Annotated in this window: 16 protein-coding genes; 4 read left to right on the top strand and 12 right to left on the bottom strand. The window is 64.8% G+C overall.

All coding sequences use genetic code 11. The annotated features are described in order from the left end of the window. Positions 1–68: 68 nt before the first annotated feature. From fabD to Mrose_RS12370, 4 genes are all read right to left on the bottom strand, one after another. Positions 69–983, bottom strand: a complete 915-nt coding sequence (fabD, locus tag Mrose_RS12385; protein ID WP_119278694.1) for an ACP S-malonyltransferase — start codon at positions 981–983, stop codon at positions 69–71. Positions 984–1,097: 114 nt separating this feature from the next. After that, positions 1,098–2,090, bottom strand: a complete 993-nt coding sequence (locus tag Mrose_RS12380) for a beta-ketoacyl-ACP synthase III (RefSeq protein WP_119278692.1) — start codon at positions 2,088–2,090, stop codon at positions 1,098–1,100. 290 nt (positions 2,091–2,380) lie between these two features. Beyond that, positions 2,381–2,563, bottom strand: a complete 183-nt coding sequence (gene rpmF, locus Mrose_RS12375; protein ID WP_119278690.1) for a 50S ribosomal protein L32 — start codon at positions 2,561–2,563, stop codon at positions 2,381–2,383. Between the two features lie 147 nt (positions 2,564–2,710). Next, positions 2,711–3,271: a YceD family protein gene (locus Mrose_RS12370; RefSeq protein ID WP_119278688.1), complete on the bottom strand. Its 561-nt coding sequence runs from the start codon at positions 3,269–3,271 to the stop codon at positions 2,711–2,713. Positions 3,272–3,498: 227 nt separating this feature from the next. Here Mrose_RS12370 and rocF point away from each other — a divergent pair, with 227 nt between their 5' ends. The 3 genes from rocF to Mrose_RS12355 all read left to right on the top strand — a co-directional run bounded on the left by rocF (position 3,499) and on the right by Mrose_RS12355 (position 7,012). Next, positions 3,499–4,392 (top strand): arginase, encoded by an 894-nt coding sequence (gene rocF / locus Mrose_RS12365; RefSeq protein ID WP_119278686.1) that lies wholly within the window; start codon positions 3,499–3,501, stop codon positions 4,390–4,392. A 27-nt stretch (positions 4,393–4,419) separates the two neighbouring features. After that, the gene (gene clpS / locus Mrose_RS12360) at positions 4,420–4,719 is read left to right on the top strand and encodes an ATP-dependent Clp protease adapter ClpS (RefSeq protein ID WP_119278685.1); all 300 of its coding nucleotides are present in this window, start codon (positions 4,420–4,422) and stop codon (positions 4,717–4,719) included. A 73-nt stretch (positions 4,720–4,792) separates the two neighbouring features. Beyond that, positions 4,793–7,012: an AAA family ATPase gene (locus tag Mrose_RS12355; protein WP_119278683.1), complete on the top strand. Its 2,220-nt coding sequence runs from the start codon at positions 4,793–4,795 to the stop codon at positions 7,010–7,012. A gap of 95 nt (positions 7,013–7,107) precedes the next feature. Here the strand turns inward: Mrose_RS12355 and Mrose_RS12350 are convergent, their stop codons facing one another. The 8 genes from Mrose_RS12350 to Mrose_RS12315 all read right to left on the bottom strand — a co-directional run bounded on the left by Mrose_RS12350 (position 7,108) and on the right by Mrose_RS12315 (position 14,492). Next, the gene (locus Mrose_RS12350; protein WP_147371639.1) at positions 7,108–7,875 is read right to left on the bottom strand and encodes a hypothetical protein; all 768 of its coding nucleotides are present in this window, start codon (positions 7,873–7,875) and stop codon (positions 7,108–7,110) included. 75 nt (positions 7,876–7,950) lie between these two features. Further along, positions 7,951–8,754, bottom strand: a complete 804-nt coding sequence (locus tag Mrose_RS12345) for a class I SAM-dependent methyltransferase (protein WP_220452324.1) — start codon at positions 8,752–8,754, stop codon at positions 7,951–7,953. A gap of 18 nt (positions 8,755–8,772) precedes the next feature. Beyond that, positions 8,773–10,179, bottom strand: coding sequence for a hypothetical protein (locus Mrose_RS12340; RefSeq protein WP_147371638.1), 1,407 nt, complete (start codon positions 10,177–10,179; stop codon positions 8,773–8,775). Further along, positions 10,145–11,209 (bottom strand): caspase family protein, encoded by a 1,065-nt coding sequence (locus tag Mrose_RS12335; RefSeq protein ID WP_119278676.1) that lies wholly within the window; start codon positions 11,207–11,209, stop codon positions 10,145–10,147. Before Mrose_RS12335 ends, Mrose_RS12340 begins: the two co-directional genes overlap by 35 nt. A gap of 31 nt (positions 11,210–11,240) precedes the next feature. Beyond that, positions 11,241–12,725 carry an RBBP9/YdeN family alpha/beta hydrolase gene (locus tag Mrose_RS12330; RefSeq protein ID WP_119278675.1) on the bottom strand — a complete coding sequence of 495 codons (1,485 nt, stop codon included), beginning with the start codon at positions 12,723–12,725 and terminating at the stop codon, positions 11,241–11,243. Between the two features lie 114 nt (positions 12,726–12,839). Next, positions 12,840–13,406, bottom strand: a complete 567-nt coding sequence (gene aat, locus Mrose_RS12325; protein WP_245969881.1) for a leucyl/phenylalanyl-tRNA--protein transferase — start codon at positions 13,404–13,406, stop codon at positions 12,840–12,842. Between the two features lie 136 nt (positions 13,407–13,542). Beyond that, entirely contained in the window at positions 13,543–14,001 is a 459-nt protein-coding gene (locus tag Mrose_RS12320; RefSeq protein WP_119278671.1) for an SRPBCC family protein, read from the bottom strand. A 5-nt stretch (positions 14,002–14,006) separates the two neighbouring features. Continuing rightward, the gene (locus Mrose_RS12315) at positions 14,007–14,492 is read right to left on the bottom strand and encodes a cupin domain-containing protein (RefSeq protein ID WP_119278669.1); all 486 of its coding nucleotides are present in this window, start codon (positions 14,490–14,492) and stop codon (positions 14,007–14,009) included. 179 nt (positions 14,493–14,671) lie between these two features. On the opposite strand from Mrose_RS12315, the gene Mrose_RS12310 reads away from it, so the two are divergent. Further along, positions 14,672–15,988 (top strand): flavin monoamine oxidase family protein (locus Mrose_RS12310; RefSeq protein WP_147371637.1); only part of this gene is annotated, 1,317 nt, incomplete at its 3' end.

The following is a 15,988-nucleotide window of genomic DNA, read 5'->3' as shown; positions in this document are numbered from 1 at the left end:
TCCATCGAACGCAAAAATACCTCGATAGTCGATAGCCATAAGGCGATGAATGCCAAAAGCAAGGAGCTTTAGGCCTCGAGCTTCAGGATCTCGGCAATCTCCTCGGGATTCGTCAAGCTCCTGGCCTCGACTCCCTCGAGCGTCCTGCCCACCAGCCCGCTGAGCACGCGCCCCGAGCCGAACTCGAGGAAGCGGGTTACGCCTCGTTCCTTGAGGTGTTGCAGGATTTCGACCCAGCGCACCGGATGGGTGATCTGCTCTAGCAGCAGTTCCCGGATTGCCTCGGGGCCCTTCTCGGGCCGGGCCAGCACGTTGGAGTAGACCTCCAAGCGCGGCGGGCGTAGCTCAACCTGGGAGAGGTCGTGCTGCAGGCGCTCCCGCGCCGGTTGCATCAGCGAGGAATGGAAGGGGGCGGAGACGGGCAGGGGGATCACCCTGGCCTTGTGCTCCTTGAGCCGCTCGGAGGCCTGGGCCACGCCCTGGGCGGTGCCGGAGATCACGGTCTGCTCGGGGGAGTTGTAGTTGGCGATCTCCACCCCGTCGAGGCCCGCGATGAGCTCCTGGATGGCCTGGGCGGGCATCTTCAGCACGGCGGCCATGGCTCCCTGGCCTACCGGAACGGCTTCTTGCATGTATTCTCCGCGTTTGCGCACCAGGCGCAGGCCGTCCTCGAGCGAAAGCGTTCCCGCCGCGACGTGAGCGGTCCACTCACCCAGGGAGTGCCCGGCGGCGAAGCTGGGGGGAGTGCCGCCGGCCTCGAGGTAAGCCTGGAAGGCCGCGTAGCCCACGGCCAGCAGGGCCGGTTGTTGGTTAGCGGTGAGCTTGAGCTCGTCCTCGGGGCCTTCCCACATCAGCTTCAAGAGCCCTGGCAGTGTGGCTTCGGCGCGCTCCAGCACTTCGCGCGCGGCCTTGGAGCCTTCGTAGAGGGCTTTGCCCATGCCAATTTCCTGTGATCCCTGTCCGGGAAATAGTGCTGCGATCATCAAAGCCTCCGGCGCGGATTGCGTAGGGTAACTGCACGGCGAGCAGGCTAACGCGATCCGATCAGCGATAGTTCATCCTCTAAGCCCATGGCTTAGGGCTTATAGCCCGTAGCCTCAATCCGGTTGCCACCAGGTCAGCACGCTGGCGGCCCAGGTCAGCCCCGCGCCGAAGGTCACGAAGAGGATGTGGTCCCCGTCGTGGATCTGCCCGGCGTCCAGCGCCTCCTGGAGCGCGATGGGCATGGACGCGGTGGAGGTGTTGCCGTAGCGGTCCACGTTGACCCACACCTGCTCAACCGGCAGACCCAGGCGCTCTCTGGCCGACTCGATGATGCGGGCATTGGCCTGGTGAGGCACGAAAAACTTGATCTGCTCGGGGGTTAGCCCAGCCTTCTGGATGGCCTCGAGCGAAGCCTCATGCATCACCCGCACCGCGAACTTGAAGACCTCGCGCCCGTTCATGTAGATCGTCTTGGGCATGGGCAGGTCGCCCGGCAGCCGGGGATTGAGGCAGCCCAGGGCCAGCTCCTTAGCGCCCGAGCCATCCGCACCCAGCACGAAGGACTTGAAGCCGTAGCCTTTGGGTACCGGTCCGACCACCGCGGCTCCGGCCCCATCGCCAAAGAGCACCGCCGTGGAGCGGTCCTGCCAGTTGATGATCTTCGTCAGTGCTTCAGCCCCAATGGCCAGCACCTTCCTGGAAAGCCCGCTGTGGATCATGGCGTGGGCCTGGGCCAGGGCGTAACCCCAGCCGGGGCAGCCCGCCAGCAGGTCGTAGGCTCCGGCTTTGAGCCCGAACCGGTTCTGCACCAGGGCGGCGGTAGCGGGAAAGAGCGCGTCGGGGGTGTTGGTCGCCACGATCACCAGGTCCACACCCTCGAGGGCATCCTCCCCATAACGGCGAATCAGATCCTCCACCGCGCGAAACGCCAGGTCCGAGGTGAACTCGTGCTCATCGGCGATGCGCCGCTCTTTGATGCCGGTGCGGGTGGTGATCCACTCGTCGGAGGTGTCGAGAAACTTCTCGAAGTCGTGGTTGGTCATCACCCTGGAGGGTGCGTAGGTGCCAAGGGCCAGTATTCCGACGCTCACGGCTGTCCTCCGCATCGGGCAAAGCGCGTCGTGCTGTGCGCAATCATACCCTGTAAGTTTACTCCGCGAGGCGCTGCTCCGTCGTGAACTGTGTTCAATGAAAAAGCGCGGGTGGTGGAGAGCAGTAAGCGCTCAGCCGTCAGCGGGAGGCTGGTGGCTCGTGGTTTACCCTCCCCACCAGCGTCGAGGTCGAGGGTCCAGGGTCGAGGCGTCTTGCGTACGACCCGCGTCCAGCGATCGACCATCGGCTCCCCAAAACGACAACCCCCTCCACATAGGGGAGGGGGATCACAAGCAGCTCTGCCTCAGACTTCCAGCACCTTGCGTCCGGCGTAGTAACCGCAGTTGCTGCAAACGGTGTGCGGGGGGATGAGGGTCTTGCACTCGGGGCATTCGCCCAGCGCGGGGGCCTTGAGGGCAAAGTGGCTGCGGCGAGAATCGCGCCGGGCCTTGGAGGTTTTTTTCTTAGGTACGGGGTGCTTCGCCATTGCGAACCTCTTTCAACTAGGGAGACGGGGGTCTCCAGGCAAACCGCTCTCGAGTCTACCGGGCAGAGGCGATTTGGTCAACTTAGGGGGCAAGGGGGATATCCACGAGCCCCCAGCCCTCGACACCTGCTGGCTGTCGATGTCGGTCTACTCAATGCCCTCGAGGTCGAGCTTCTTCAAATGGACGGCCAGTTTGCCCTCCTTGCCCTTTTGACTGCGCTCGGGGCAGCAGTCCTGAGGAGCGCGCTTGAGGTTGGCTCCGCAGTACTCGCACAGGCCCGGACAGTCCTCCTGGCAGAGGGCGGTGTAGGGCAACTCGAGGGCGAAGGCTTCGGAGAGGAAAGGGGAGAGCTCGAGGTCGGGCTTGCCGAAGAGGAAGACCTCCTCGTCGTCTTCCTCGATGGCCTCGAGGTGCTCCAGGCCCGGCTGGTAGCGCAGCATGTGCTGGAAGTAGGCCCGCACCAGGGTGGGGGTGGGGTCTAAGCAGCGGCGGCACTCCATCATGGCGTACCCGGCGATCTCGCCTGAGAGCCACAGTTCGCTCTCGCCCACCGCCGTCACGCTCACCCTCCACGAAACCACGTCCTGCAAGACGATGGTGTCGTTGCCCAGCTCGATTTTGCCTGCGATCTGACCCCTGGCCTCGGTGCTGCCGCCCTCGCGCAGCAGGCGGGCGAGGTTGATGCTTTGAATTTCACCGTAGTCCATTCAAATCACCCTAGCACCGGGCGGGGGTAGGGTCAAGCTGAAGGAGGTGACGATTGCCAGACTGCTTGCCTAGATTGCTGATGGTCGATAGCTGTCTCAGGCACGGCAGTTCAAGGTGACTCGAGGGTAATTGGGCAGGGGGTCTAGGGCCTGCTGATTATGCAAGCCCGTATGCATAAGGCATGAATCAAGATACAAACGGCATTTTCGGCCTATAGCATGGAGGCATGAAACGCATAGGCGTATTGGGAATGCCCATGGATTTGGGGCAGGGGCGGCGCGGGGTGGACATGGGCCCCAGCGCCATCCGCTATGCCCGGTTACAGGCGGTGCTCGAAGAGCTAGGGCACGAGGTTCACGACTACGGCGACGTGGACATCCCCATTGCCGAGAGCCTGCGCCATGAGCGTGAAAGCGGCGGCCTGAGCTACCTCGAGCCCATCCGCCGGGCCTGCGAGGATGCCATCGCCCACCTCGAGGCCATGCCCGATGGCGCCTTCCCAATCTTGTTGGGGGGCGATCACTCCGTGGCCATGGCCTCGGTGACCGGGGCCAGCCGCCACCGGCGCATTGGCGTGATCTGGGTCGATGCCCACGCCGACTTCAACACCCCCGAGACCTCGCCCAGCGGCAACATCCACGGGATGCCCCTGGCCCACCTGTGCGGCCTGGGCGACCCTCGGCTGGTCAACCTGGGCTGGGAAGGGGCCAAGGTGCGCCCGGAGGACGTGGTGCTCATCGGCATTCGCAGCCTGGACCCTGGTGAGGTGCGCCTGCTGCGTGAGCGCGGTGTGACGGTCTACACCATGAAGGAGGTGGACACCCTGCGCGTTCCGGCCATCGCCGAGGCCATCGCCGGGAAGTTCAAGGGCTTCGAGCGGGTCCACGTCTCCCTCGACGCCGACGTGCTTGACCCCGAAATCGCCCCCGGCGTGGGCACCCCGGTGCCCGGTGGCCTTACCTACCGCGAGGCCCATTTGCTGATGGAACTCCTCTGCGACACCGGTCTGGTAACCAGCCTCGACTTAGTCGAGGTCAACCCCATCCTCGACATCGCCAACCGCACCGCCCGCATCATGGTCGAACTTGCTAGCAGTCTGCTGGGGAAGAAAATCTATTGAACCCTCCTCCTTGCTAAACTCGAGCTTGTGAGCACCACGGGCGACACCAAGACCAAAACCCAGATCCGTACCCGCACGCCCCAGCTATACAAGGTGCTGCTCCTCAACGACGACTACACCCCGATGGACTTCGTGGTAGACGTGCTCATGCGCTTCTTCCGTAAGAGCGAGCTCGAGGCCACCCGCATCATGCTGGCGGTGCACCACCAGGGAGTGGGGGTGTGTGGGGTTTACCCCTTCGAGATCGCCGAGACCAAGGTGAACCAGGTCATGGAGGCCGCTGCCGAGGAAGGCCATCCCCTGCAATGCATCATGGAACCGGAGTAGGGGGAAAGGTGAACGAGTACCTAGCCAGCCGGGGGGAGGGCTGACATCCTGGAGCCTGGAAGCCGTTGCTGTTATGGTCACCTCTGAACTGCAAAAGTCCATCGAGCGCGCCCTCGAGTGCGCCTTCGACCGGGGTCACGAGTACGCTAGCCTCGAGCACCTCATGCTGGCCCTGCTCGATGACGCTGACGCCAGGCGGGTGCTGCTGCGCTGCGGCGTGGACCTCGCTGCCCTACGGGGCCAGCTCGAGACCGCCCTGGCCGAAATGGAGAACCTGCCCAACGTCCAGCCCGTTCCCACGACCGCCTTCCAGCGGGTGTTGCAGCGGGCAGTGGCCCAGATGCGCTCGGCGGGGCGGGACCAGGCCAACGGGGCCAATGTGCTGGTGAGCATCATGGACGAGCGGCAGTCGCGGGTCTACGGCATCCTCGAAGACCTGGGGCTCTCGCGCTACAAGCTCACCAGCGCCATCTCACGCGAGGCGCCGCCCACCGGCACCAGCCAGGAGCCCCAGGAGGAGGGCATCCCCGCCGACTTGGAAGAGGGGGGAGTGGCGAGGAACCCCCTCGAGGCCTACTGCACCGATCTCACCGCGCGGGCCCGCGCCGGGGAACTCGACCCGTTGGTGGGGCGCAGGGCCGAGCTCGAGCGCATCCTCACCGTGCTCTCGCGTCGCCAGAAGAACAACCCCCTGCTCGTGGGTGACCCCGGCGTGGGCAAGACCGCCCTGGTTGAGGGGCTGGCCCAGCGCATCGTGGGGGGCGAGGTGCCCGAGGGGCTGGCCGGGGCCGAGATCTTCGCCCTGGACCTGGGGGCCGTGTTGGCCGGAACCCGCTACCGCGGCGACTTCGAAGAGCGCCTCAAGGCGGTGGTGAAGGCGCTTTTGTCCCGTCCGAGGGCCATTCTCTTCATCGACGAGATTCACATGATCGTGGGGGCCGGTTCGACCACCGGCTCCACCGTGGACGCCTCCAACCTGCTCAAGCCCGCCCTCACCGGCAAGCTCAAGTGCATCGGGGCCACCACCTTCGCCGAGTACAAGTCCTTCGAGAAGGACCGGGCCATCGCCCGGCGCTTCCAGAAGATCGACGTGCTCGAGCCCACCCACGAGGAGGCCATCCAGATCCTCGAGGGGCTCAAGCCCAAGCTCGAAGCCCACCACAAGCTCACCTACACCCGCCAGGCCCTCGAGCGCGCCGTCGAACTCGCCGCCCGCCACCTCTCCGACCGTCGCCTGCCCGACAGTGCCCTGGACGTGCTCGACGAGGCCGGGGCCAGCGAAGCCCTCAAGCCCAGCAGCAGGCGCAAGAGCCGCATCGGGGTGGCCGAGGTGGAGGCCACCGTCGCCCGCATGGCCCGCATCCCGCCCAAGTCCCTATCGCGTGACGACCAGGCGGTGCTGCAAAACCTCGAGGCCGAGCTCTGCGCCGAGATCTACGGGCAGGAAAGGGCCGTGAAGGAGGTGGCCAGCGCCATCAAGATGGCCCGCGCCGGGCTGCGCGATCCCCAGAAGCCCATCGGGGCCTATCTCTTCACCGGGCCTACGGGCGTGGGCAAGACCGAGCTTTCCCGCCAGCTCGCCCTCAAGCTGGGTGTGCCGCTGATCCGCTTCGACATGTCGGAGTACATGGAAAAGCACACCGTCTCGCGCCTCATCGGCGCACCCCCCGGCTACGTGGGCTTCGAGCAGGGCGGCCTGCTCACCGACGCGGTGCTGCAAAACCCCCACTGTGTGCTGCTTCTGGACGAGATCGAGAAGGCCCATCCCGACCTCTACGCCATCCTCTTGCAGGTCATGGACTACGGTAAACTCACCGACCACAACGGCAAGACCGTGGATTTCCGCAGCACCGTGCTGATCATGACCACCAACGCCGGAGCCGCCGAGGCCAGCGAAGCCCGCATCGGCTTCTTCCGCGAGTCCAAGGCCGAGGCCGCCGACGAGGCCATCCGGCGGCTGTTCACCCCCGAGTTTCGCAACCGCCTCGACGCCATCGTGCACTTCGCCCCCCTCTCCCCCGAGATCATGGGCCAGATCGTGGACAAGAACCTCAGGGCCCTCGAGGCCCAGCTAAAAGAGCGCAAGGTGAGCCTCGCCATCACCCCCGAGGCCCGGCAGTGGCTGGCCGAGAAGGGCTATGACCCCCTGATGGGCGCGCGCCCCCTGGCCCGCCTGATCCAGGAGCGCATCAAGAAACCTCTGGCTGACCTGCTCCTGTTCGGGCCGCTGAAGAATGGCGGGAACCTGAGGATTGGGGTGAAGGGAGAGGGGCTCGAGCTTCAGGTTTCCTGATGAGCAGCGCGTAGCCCACAGCGGGCGTCAATCGGCTTGTAATCTTGTAATACTGATGGGCGCGTCACCCAATTTGAAGTCGAGCATTCAATCATTCAATACAGTCCTGAAATAAAATCTCCCGTGACCGAGCGGTCTTGGATGCAGTACACGTTGGTGGAAGATAAGGGTAAGGTTTCCTCAACGTACTGCGCAACGAAAGTATTTTCTTCACCAATCGTTATCTCGATGGGTGTCCGAGAGAGAAATTCACGAACTGCACCTTCCACTCGACCGCACTGTGCTTCGAGTTCCTCCAATTCTTCATCGCTGCGATTCTCAAAACCCGCAATTTCACCGATTACCATAAACAGATCATTATCATTCGGATACTTATGCTGAATGTAGCATTGCCTTTCCAAGCCACTTCTTAAATCCCAGAGGATTTTGCGAGAGGCGAAGTCATCTTTGCCTTCCTCGCGATGATAGGGCCAGCCTATCAGCACGACTTTTTTGTTCTCCCATTGGATCTGAAATGAGCGAATATAGGGTAGGCTGTTTTTGCTCTTAAACTCGCTATAGAGATGACTAAAACCACCGATCCTCACTTGAATTGGAAGATTGGCCTTGACGCTCCGCAACAGACAATCAAAGTCCATAGCTGCCATGTTGCCGTGGTTCCTCGAATAATTTGCATTCAAAGGCGCACTGAACCCCATACGCTTCTCAAGCCCAATGAGGGTGCCGTGTATCTGCCTGATATCGTAAGGCTTGAAGATCTTATGTAATTTTGACTGTTGAATGAGATCCCAGCATTTTTTGATGACCAATTCCAGGTCTTTGGGTTTGTCGCCGTAAAGAGCTATTAAAGTCACTTGTTTCATTACAGGCCGCCTTCCTTTCGGGGACCGCCGACCGGTGCCCGTGAACGATCTGCCAGGTGGAGTCGTCCTTGGGCATCACGAAGGTGGCTTGCGTCCGTGTACCGCCCACGCGCGGGCAATCAGATGGATCGCGCCGTCTTCTGCAATAGGCAACTCAGCTCGAATCTGCTCTCTGAGGGCGTCTCGCTGGGCTTCGTCAAGCGACATCGTATAGCCCGGCGCGGGACCTTGCCCGCCAAGAAAGGGGAACCAGTAATCGTCGAAATCGCGGAAATTGGTGGGAATCTCCATCGACTGCACTTCCACATCATGCAACCCCGCCTGGGAGAAAAGCTCCCTCAGCGGCTCAGGCTGGCACAGTGGAAAACGGCGGCCTTCGTCGAGATCGTATGCTTTAGGGTTCAGCGCCACCGCTGCGTCCCAGAAGTAACGCATCAACTCCATTTTTCCGGCGTAATCCCAGACGTATGTCGCGATGGTACCGCCGGGCCTGGTCACACGCGCCATTTCCCTGACCGCCAGTAGCGGTTGGGGCACAAAGTTCAGCACGAGGCCGCCCACTGCCGCATCGGTGCTCGTGGTATCGAAGGGCAGCGACCGGGCATCTCCGACTTCAAAGCTCGCGCGTTCGTCGGCAACATGCATCTTCGCATATTCGATGAAGCCGGGGGATGGGTCTACACCCTTTACCGACTTCGGGCTTGCGTGCTCCAGGATGGCCTGGGTCAAGGCCCCAGTCCCGCACCCGACGTCGATCCAGTCCAACCCCCTCGGCAAGGCCAGCCACTCGAGGAACTCCCTCGCCAGCAGCCGGCTCCAGCGTCCGACGTAAGGCTCGTAAAAGTCGCCTGCGGCCCATACGTCTTGGCTCATCGTCATCTCGCTTGCAATATAGCCCTATGCCTGTTCCTCTTCCTCGAGAATGCGCTTTACGCTTTGCAGCGGCAGGCCGGTGGCGCGGGCGAGTTGCTGAGCTGAGGACATCTCGGGCCGGAGGGGGTCGGGGGGGAGTTGCTGCGCCAGCTGAGACAGGCTTTGGGGTAGAGAGGAGCGCTCGGACTGGGTGAGCTGGGTGTATTGCTGTAGGCGGTGGAGGTAGCCCGAGACCTGCGCCTTCATCTGGCGGTAGACGGGATCCTGGCCTGGGCTGGGAGCGGGCTGATCCAGCTGGGGCCGGTACTGCCAGACCAGCCAGGCTCCGCTGCCGGCGATGGCAGTGGAGATGCGTTCAGGGAAGGAGCCCAGTGGGATGAGCTCGGGGTGATTGAGGCTGCCCTGCAACCACAGCGCCCAGCTACTGCGCAGCAGGGGGGGTGTGCTCAGGGGTTGCACCTCGAGCCCGGCCCTCAGGGCCAGCGCCTCCACGTCGGGGTGGGGGTAGTTCAGGATTTCGCGCAACCGCCAGACGATTCGCTCCAGGCGACCCTGCTCGGGGTTGCCCAGCAGGAGCAGGTGGCCGCCCAGCAGGCCCAGCATGGGATTTTCCAGTTTTTGATCCAGCAACTGCTCGATTAGACTGGGCTCGAGCACCGCCCGTCCGCTGGAGAGCCCCTGGCGGGCCAGCTCGGTCCAGCGCAGGTCGGGGCGCTCCGGGCGGAAGCCTTCACCCAGGCGCAGCATCAGCACCGAGGCCTCGAAGAGGTTGGGGGCCCGCTGGGAGCGCTGGCTATGCCAGAAGGGCGTGCGGCGCAGGAAGACCTGGGTCTGCCAGCCGGGGCAGACGACCACGCTCTGCTCGAGCTTTCCCTGCGCCGTGGTCACGCGCAGGCGGTAGCTTCCGGGTTCTAAGCTGGCACTCAAGGCAAACCAGGGCTCAGGGGCCGAGCGGGGCGAGGTTTTTCCGGCCCTTGGTACGTTCAGGATGGGCTGGCCCTGGAGGTCGTGGAGGCTGACCCCTTCAGCCAGCGGGCGGCGGCCCCGCCGGTCGGGGTCGCTGATGTAGAGAAAAAATCCCCCACCCTGCCCCAGTTCCCGCTGGGTCTGCTGGCTGATGCGGTGGGCTGATTGGCGCTGGGGCCCGGCGAAGTCGGCGGTGCCCTGGAGGGGGGCGGCACTATTGAACGCTAACCGCGGAGCCCTGAACTCCAGGGTCTGGCCCCCTTCCAGCGCCACGAGGTGGTCTTGCATGGAGTAGCCCGCTCGGAAGCGCAGTTTGTAGATGCCGGGCTCGAGTTCGTACTCCAGGGCTCCGCCGGGGCCGGGCGAGACCGCTTTCTCGATACGCTCGAGGCGGTGGTTGACCACGAAGATCTCGGCGCCAGGCTCGAGGTCAAGCACCCTCAGCTTGGATTTGGATTCGGACACGAGCCCCTCCTTCCCATTCGAGCTCGAGCTGCTCTGGCTGGGTCACCTGAAACAGTTTGAGCTCCAACCCCTGTGGACGCAAGCCGTAGAGGCCCTTGGCGAGGGAAAGGGTGCGTTTGCTGTCGCCCGGCAGGGCCTCGAGTGGGTTCAGGTTGCCGTCGATGAGTTCGACGGGCGCGGGCGTCTGGGCGCCGATCTCGAGGGTGACCCTGAAACCGCTGGCGGCGAGGCCCAGCTCGAGGTCGGCTCCCGTGGGCGAGAGGTCGAATTTGGGGATCTGGTCGCCCAGGGCCGGGTTGGGCAGCTTCTGGTTGTGCATGAGGTTCACCAAAGCCCTGGCCGTGACCTTGCCACCGGGCCCAGCAGCGTGGCGCAGGGCCCGCAGCAGGTCCCAGGTGAACCGCCCGTGCACCTTGCCCCCTTCGCCCAGCGCCTCCTCTCGGGCCTTCTTGCCCTTGAGGGCGGCGAAGCCCATGAACAGCGGCTTGGTCTCGGCGATGGAGCCCTGTGGCGGCAGGATGAAGGGAAAGGGCCGCCTTTCCACCGCGCCGATGTCCTCCCGGCAGCAGTCCATGAACAGCACCACCTCGTCGAAGGCCCAGCTATTGCGGAAGGCCGCGGCGTAGTCCGCGCCCAGGATGTGGGCTCCCGGGCGCAGGCGGCTGCCGTTGGCGGTGAGCAGCGAGGCCCTGGGGATGACCTGTGCGGCGGGGTTTTCCCGGATCTCGATGCCGTGCCCGGCGAGGTAGAGGTACAATCGCCGGCCCACCCTCTCTTCGTTGGCCGCTTTTTTCACCCAGTCCTTGAGCAGGTCGTCGATCTCGTTCTCGGTGGGGTGGCTTGGGTCGCTGAAGTCGCTCGAGCGCACCACCTTGATGCGCTGCCTGGCCTCAGCCGGGTCGATTCCTCCGCCGTTGGGGTCGATGAGCCAGTCGTAAAAGGCCTGGATGTCGTTTTCCGGCCCCTCGAGGTCACGGATGTCGGGATAGCGGTTGATCCCGACCAAGAGGGCATAGTCATCGTTCGCCATAACGTCACTCGAGGCTATGCGTGAGCTGTGCTCAGACCGCCAGGATGGACTGGAGGCTCTTGATGGTGGTGGCGTCGTTGTCGAAGGCTGGGTGGTTGTCGGCGGTACTGAGGAGCGCGGCGCTGGGTTCGGGCATGGCGGGGCCCTCCGACCAGATCATGCGGCTGTGTATCTGTTGGAGCCGAGCCAGGGCATTCTTCACGACTGGGCTGTCATAGCCGCTGTGGAAGCGCTGCATCCCCACCAGCGGCTGATCGACCTGCTCTTCGAAGAGCCCGCTCACCAGGTACAAAAGCGAGTGGGGGTAGAGGTGCTTGAGGAAGTCGGGTACCGGGGACAGACGCAGCAGCGCATCGGCTTTTTCCAGCGCGTCGCTGAGGCCGAAGTTGTGGAAGGAGCGGAGATTGCCCTTCTCCAGGGCCTGCGCGAAGAGCCCGAAGTCGCACGCCGCCGCCAGAAAGACCGCGTCAAACTTGAAGTCAGGCGGGTATTGCAGCCTGGCGGCCTCCTTGAGCAGGTTGCAGATGAAGATGCTGCCCGCGCTGTGGCCGACGAGAACCACACGGGTATGGGGGTGCTGCTCGAGGTAGGCCCGCAGTTTTTTCAGAAAAGCCGTGCCCCCGCACTGAGGGTCGTCCCCGAAGCTGTTGAGGCTGCTGTCTTTCATGCTGCCCCATACCGCCCCTCCGACCGCCCCGCCGTACAGCTCGCGCAGGATTTCCTCGACCACCGTGGCGTGCAGGCCATGGTCCTTGCCCTCGAGCAACCGCTTGATGACCCTAAACAGCACCAGCGCTCCGCGCAGTGCGATGGGCTTGACGAAGTCCAGCAGCCCCCGATCCGGCGACATGGCAGCCTCCCTGAGCTCCTGCTTGATGCTTTCGTCCAGCCGGCTGCTCACGCTCTCCTGCACCCCCACGTCCCGCCCGCGGTCGGGTGGCAGGCCCTCGAGGCCGTTGATCACCTCGGCGACCTCGGTTTGCAGCAGGGGGTCGTGCTCGAGCAGCTTCTGAAATTCGGCCTGCTCCTGGGGGGTCAGGAGGGTGGTCCTGGGCGTGGCGCTCATCTTGGGGTAAGCCTCGGGCTGCTTCAACTCGGCCTTGACCTCGACCAAATCCGGCAGGTCGGCGTCGCCGAGTCCCCTCCCGCCCTCGTCGCCGCTGAGCTTGCCTACCGCCCCACGCAGGATCTGCTCGAGCAGCCGCTTGAAAATTCCCTCCCCCAACACGCCAGGTAGGGCCTGCTCTAAGGCATCGAAGATGCCGGTTTGCCACAGGAAGAAGACAGGGTAAGCCCCCGCGGCTTCGTACTGGGGCCTGAGGCGGTTCATGACCTCGAGGCCGCTGTGGAAGTCGGTCAGGCCCCCGTGAAAGTGCAGCACCAGGGTCTGGCGGCTGGGGTGGCTGGTGAGGTGGGCGAAGAGGCCCTCGAGGTCCTGCAGGCTGGTGGTGTGGTCCGCCGGGTCGGGGCTGAACTTTCCGTTGCGCAAGCTAACGGCGTGATTGGAATCGGTCATATAACCCCCTACATACCACATCAGACCAGCTTTCCCCGGTCGCGGCGACGCAGTGGGATTTCTACAGCCATTATGCGCGGTATGCGGTTACAACAGCGTTACGGAGGCTCGAGCTCAGGCGAAGCGCACCTTCAGCCCCACCGCCTGGCGCAGCAGCCGCCGGTACTCGCCTTCGGAGACCTCGTAAGCGCCGAAGCGCTCGAGGTGCGGGTTCTGCACCTGCGCGTCGAAGAGCGCGAAGCCCCGCCTGCGCAGATGCTCCACCAGGCGCACCATCGCCACCTTGGAAGCCTCGGGCACGTAGTAGAACATGCTCTCGCCGATGAAAGCCCCGCCGATGGCGATGCCCAGGATGCCCCCGGCCAGCCGCCCCTCGTACCAGGTCTCGAAGCTGTGGGCGTGGCCCGCCCGGTGCAGCACCGCGTAAATCTGCCGCAGCTCGTCGGAGATCCAGGTCTCGCGCCTGTGCGCACTGGCGCAGCCCTCGACCACCCCCGCGAAGTCCCGGTTGACGTACACCTCGAAGGCCCCCGAGTTGAGCGCGCGGCGCAGGCTGCGGGGCACGTGGAAACGCTCGTCCAGCGGGATCAGCGCGTGACGGCGGGAAGAGTACCACTGCAGCCCGTCGCCGTTGTCCATCAGGAAATAGCCCTGGGCGTAGAGTTGGAGGATCGAAGCCACATCCACGAGCCTTACCTTAGCGCCTGTCGAAGGCGTTCAACAATGCTGGCGGCTCGAGGAGATCGGCTTCTGACCGACATCAAGCGCATGGGTTCGCCCAGCTGTCCGTAAGCGAACCAGTCGTTTTCATCGCGCTTCAACTCCAAGGAGGGAATCCGTCGGCTTCGTTCAGCGGCCTCAGCCAACTGCCTTGCTCCTTGAGGCACAGCCCCAGGTGCCGGGCCAGCCCCCTGGCCCCTGCGCACAGCAGCACCGTGCAGGCCGCCGGGTCCTCCGCGACCCAGGTATGGTGTACCAGGGTGAGGCCGTCCTCCTCCGTCAGCCCCCAGCGACTGAAGCCGTGGGTGGTGTGCAACTCGAGCAAGTGCGGCGCGATGACCTCGCTCACCCGCACCTCGAGCGTCACCCGCCGCGAAGGGGTCAGCCTCCAGACCTGGCGGTAGCGGGCTCCCACCCCCCACTCGTCGGCGGGTTCCAGCAGTTCGCAGCGCTCGAGACCGGGCCACCAGCCCCCCCACTGCCCCACCTCGATCAAAGCACTCCAGAGGGGCTCGAGCGGGCTTTCGAATACCCAGGCGGTCTCGAGGCTGTGCATATTCCTCACTCGCCAGATCGAATAGCTGTCCGCGTACCTACGTCAAAATATACCCCTAGCTCGCCGAAGATGCGGGCGATCTCGGGAAAGTCGGGGACCCGCTCGGGGGGTGGGGGTAGCAGCGACTCGCTGAACGGAACGCCGAAAGCCTTGAAGCCCCGCTCGAGTCCGCCCGGCGAGAGCTTCACCAGCAGCCGCACCTGGGGGGTCAGGCAGCGGAAATAGTGCTCCTGCCGCCGGGGCATGAGGCAGTCCCCGGCCCCTAGGCGCACGTGGCGACCGCCGTACCAGACCTCGAGCTCCCCTTCCAGCACCAACAACGCCTCGTCCTCGTAGGTGTGGGCGTGGTGCGGGGGCTCCGTGCCCCCCCGCACCACGCCCTCGATGAGCGTGAAGTCGCCGCCGGTGTCGGGGGCCTCGGCCAGGAAATTCAGGTAGAGCCCTGCGCACCAGTAGCGGCGCTCGAGGGGTGGGGGAGTTTGAGCTGGCATGGGGTTGCTCGCCTTCTCGCGGACCCTCCGCGGGCACTGCGCCCATGGTGCTCTGCCTCACTGCTCACCCGCCAGTCCAAAAACTGCTCAGATGGACGGGGGCGCCTGGCGGGTCCTGGGGCCGGGGTCGGAATTGGGCTACTCTGGAGCCAGGCTGGGTTTTGCGCGAAGGAGGTGGTATGCGAGATTGCGACGTGGTGATCGTGGGAGGGGGGCTGGCCGGGCTGATGGCGGCCCGAACCCTGGCGCAGGCGGGGCATTCGGTGCTGGTGCTCGAGGCCCAGGACCGGGTGGGCGGGCGTGTCCTGGGCCACACCCTCCCCGACGGCAGCGTGGTCGAACTGGGCGGGCAGTGGATCGGCCCCACCCAGGAGCACATGTACGCTCTATGCCATGAGCTGGGCCTAGAGACCTTCCCTACCTACAACCAGGGTGAGCACGTGGTGCACTTCGCGGGCAGGGCCAGCCGCATGGCCCCCACCCGCAACGCGGCCCCCAAATTCCCGCTGTGGGCCTTGCTGGACATCCTGCGGGTGGCGCGGCGGCTGGAGACCATGGCGCGGGAACTCGACCTCGAGGCCCCCTGGACCCATCCCCGCGCCCTGGAGTACGACAGCCAGACCCTCCACACCTGGCTGCAACGCCAGGCCCGCACCCGCCATGGCCGGGGCTACTTTGAACTCGTCAGCGAGGCGGTGTTCTCGGCGGAGCCCAACCAGATGTCGCTGTTGCACTTTTTGTTCTACCTCAAGTCTGGCGGCGGCCTGGAGAACCTCATCAGCGTCGACCGAGGTGCCCAGGCCGAGCGCATCGTGGGCGGCTCGCAACGCCTCGCCCAGCGCATGGCCGAGGAGCTAGGCGAGCAGGTGCTGCTGTCGCGGCCCGTCCGCAAGATCGCCCAGGACCATAGCTCGGTGCGCGTGGAGGCCGAGGGTCTGAGCCTGCTGGCGCAGCGCTGCATCGTGGCCTTGCCCCCCACCCTGGCGGGCCGCCTGGTCTACGACCCCCCGCTGCCCGGTCTGCGCGACCAGCTCACCCAGCAGGCCCCCGTGGGCTCGGTGATCAAGCTGATGGTGGTCTACCCCGAGCCCTTCTGGCGCAGGGCGGGCCTGACCGGACAGGCTTACAGCGACCGGGGCCCCGTTCGCGTCACCTTCGACAACTCCCCGCCCTCCGGCACGCCGGGCGTTTTGCTGGGCTTCATGGAGGGTGAGGACGGGCGCCGGATGCACCGGCTCTCACGGGCCGAGCGCGAGCGGGCCGCCATCGCCTGCTTGGTGCGCTACTTCGGTCCCCAGGCGGCGAAGTACGAGCTGTACGTGGAGAAGGACTGGATGGACGAGCCCTGGGCCAGGGGTTGTTACGGGGCCCACTTCGGCCCCAGCGTCTGGACGGCCTACGGCGAGGCCCTGCGCCAGCCCATCGGGCGCCTCCACTGGGCCAGTGCCGAGACGGCGGCGGTGTGGAACGGGTACATGGAGGGGGCGGTGCGGGAG

The sequence above is a fragment of the Calidithermus roseus genome, assembly GCF_003574095.1.
Lineage (GTDB): Bacteria > Deinococcota > Deinococci > Deinococcales > Thermaceae > Calidithermus > Calidithermus roseus.
Note: the sequence above shows the minus strand (reverse complement) of the source record. Positions and strands in the feature narration are given on the sequence as shown.

Excerpts from the sequence above, each read along its gene's own strand:
- fabD (WP_119278694.1), bottom strand. The coding sequence starts at position 983 with ATGATCGCAGCACTATTTCCCGGACAGGGATCACAGGAAATTGGCATG.
- Mrose_RS12380 (WP_119278692.1), bottom strand. The coding sequence starts at position 2,090 with ATGCGGAGGACAGCCGTGAGCGTCGGAATACTGGCCCTTGGCACCTAC.
- rpmF (WP_119278690.1), bottom strand. The coding sequence starts at position 2,563 with ATGGCGAAGCACCCCGTACCTAAGAAAAAAACCTCCAAGGCCCGGCGC.
- Mrose_RS12370 (WP_119278688.1), bottom strand. The coding sequence starts at position 3,271 with ATGGACTACGGTGAAATTCAAAGCATCAACCTCGCCCGCCTGCTGCGC.
- rocF (WP_119278686.1), top strand. The coding sequence starts at position 3,499 with ATGAAACGCATAGGCGTATTGGGAATGCCCATGGATTTGGGGCAGGGG.
- Mrose_RS12355 (WP_119278683.1), top strand. The coding sequence starts at position 4,793 with ATGGTCACCTCTGAACTGCAAAAGTCCATCGAGCGCGCCCTCGAGTGC.
- Mrose_RS12350 (WP_147371639.1), bottom strand. The coding sequence starts at position 7,875 with ATGAAACAAGTGACTTTAATAGCTCTTTACGGCGACAAACCCAAAGAC.
- Mrose_RS12345 (WP_220452324.1), bottom strand. The coding sequence starts at position 8,754 with ATGACGATGAGCCAAGACGTATGGGCCGCAGGCGACTTTTACGAGCCT.
- Mrose_RS12335 (WP_119278676.1), bottom strand. The coding sequence starts at position 11,209 with ATGGCGAACGATGACTATGCCCTCTTGGTCGGGATCAACCGCTATCCC.
- Mrose_RS12330 (WP_119278675.1), bottom strand. The coding sequence starts at position 12,725 with ATGACCGATTCCAATCACGCCGTTAGCTTGCGCAACGGAAAGTTCAGC.
- Mrose_RS12320 (WP_119278671.1), bottom strand. The coding sequence starts at position 14,001 with ATGCACAGCCTCGAGACCGCCTGGGTATTCGAAAGCCCGCTCGAGCCC.
- Mrose_RS12315 (WP_119278669.1), bottom strand. The coding sequence starts at position 14,492 with ATGCCAGCTCAAACTCCCCCACCCCTCGAGCGCCGCTACTGGTGCGCA.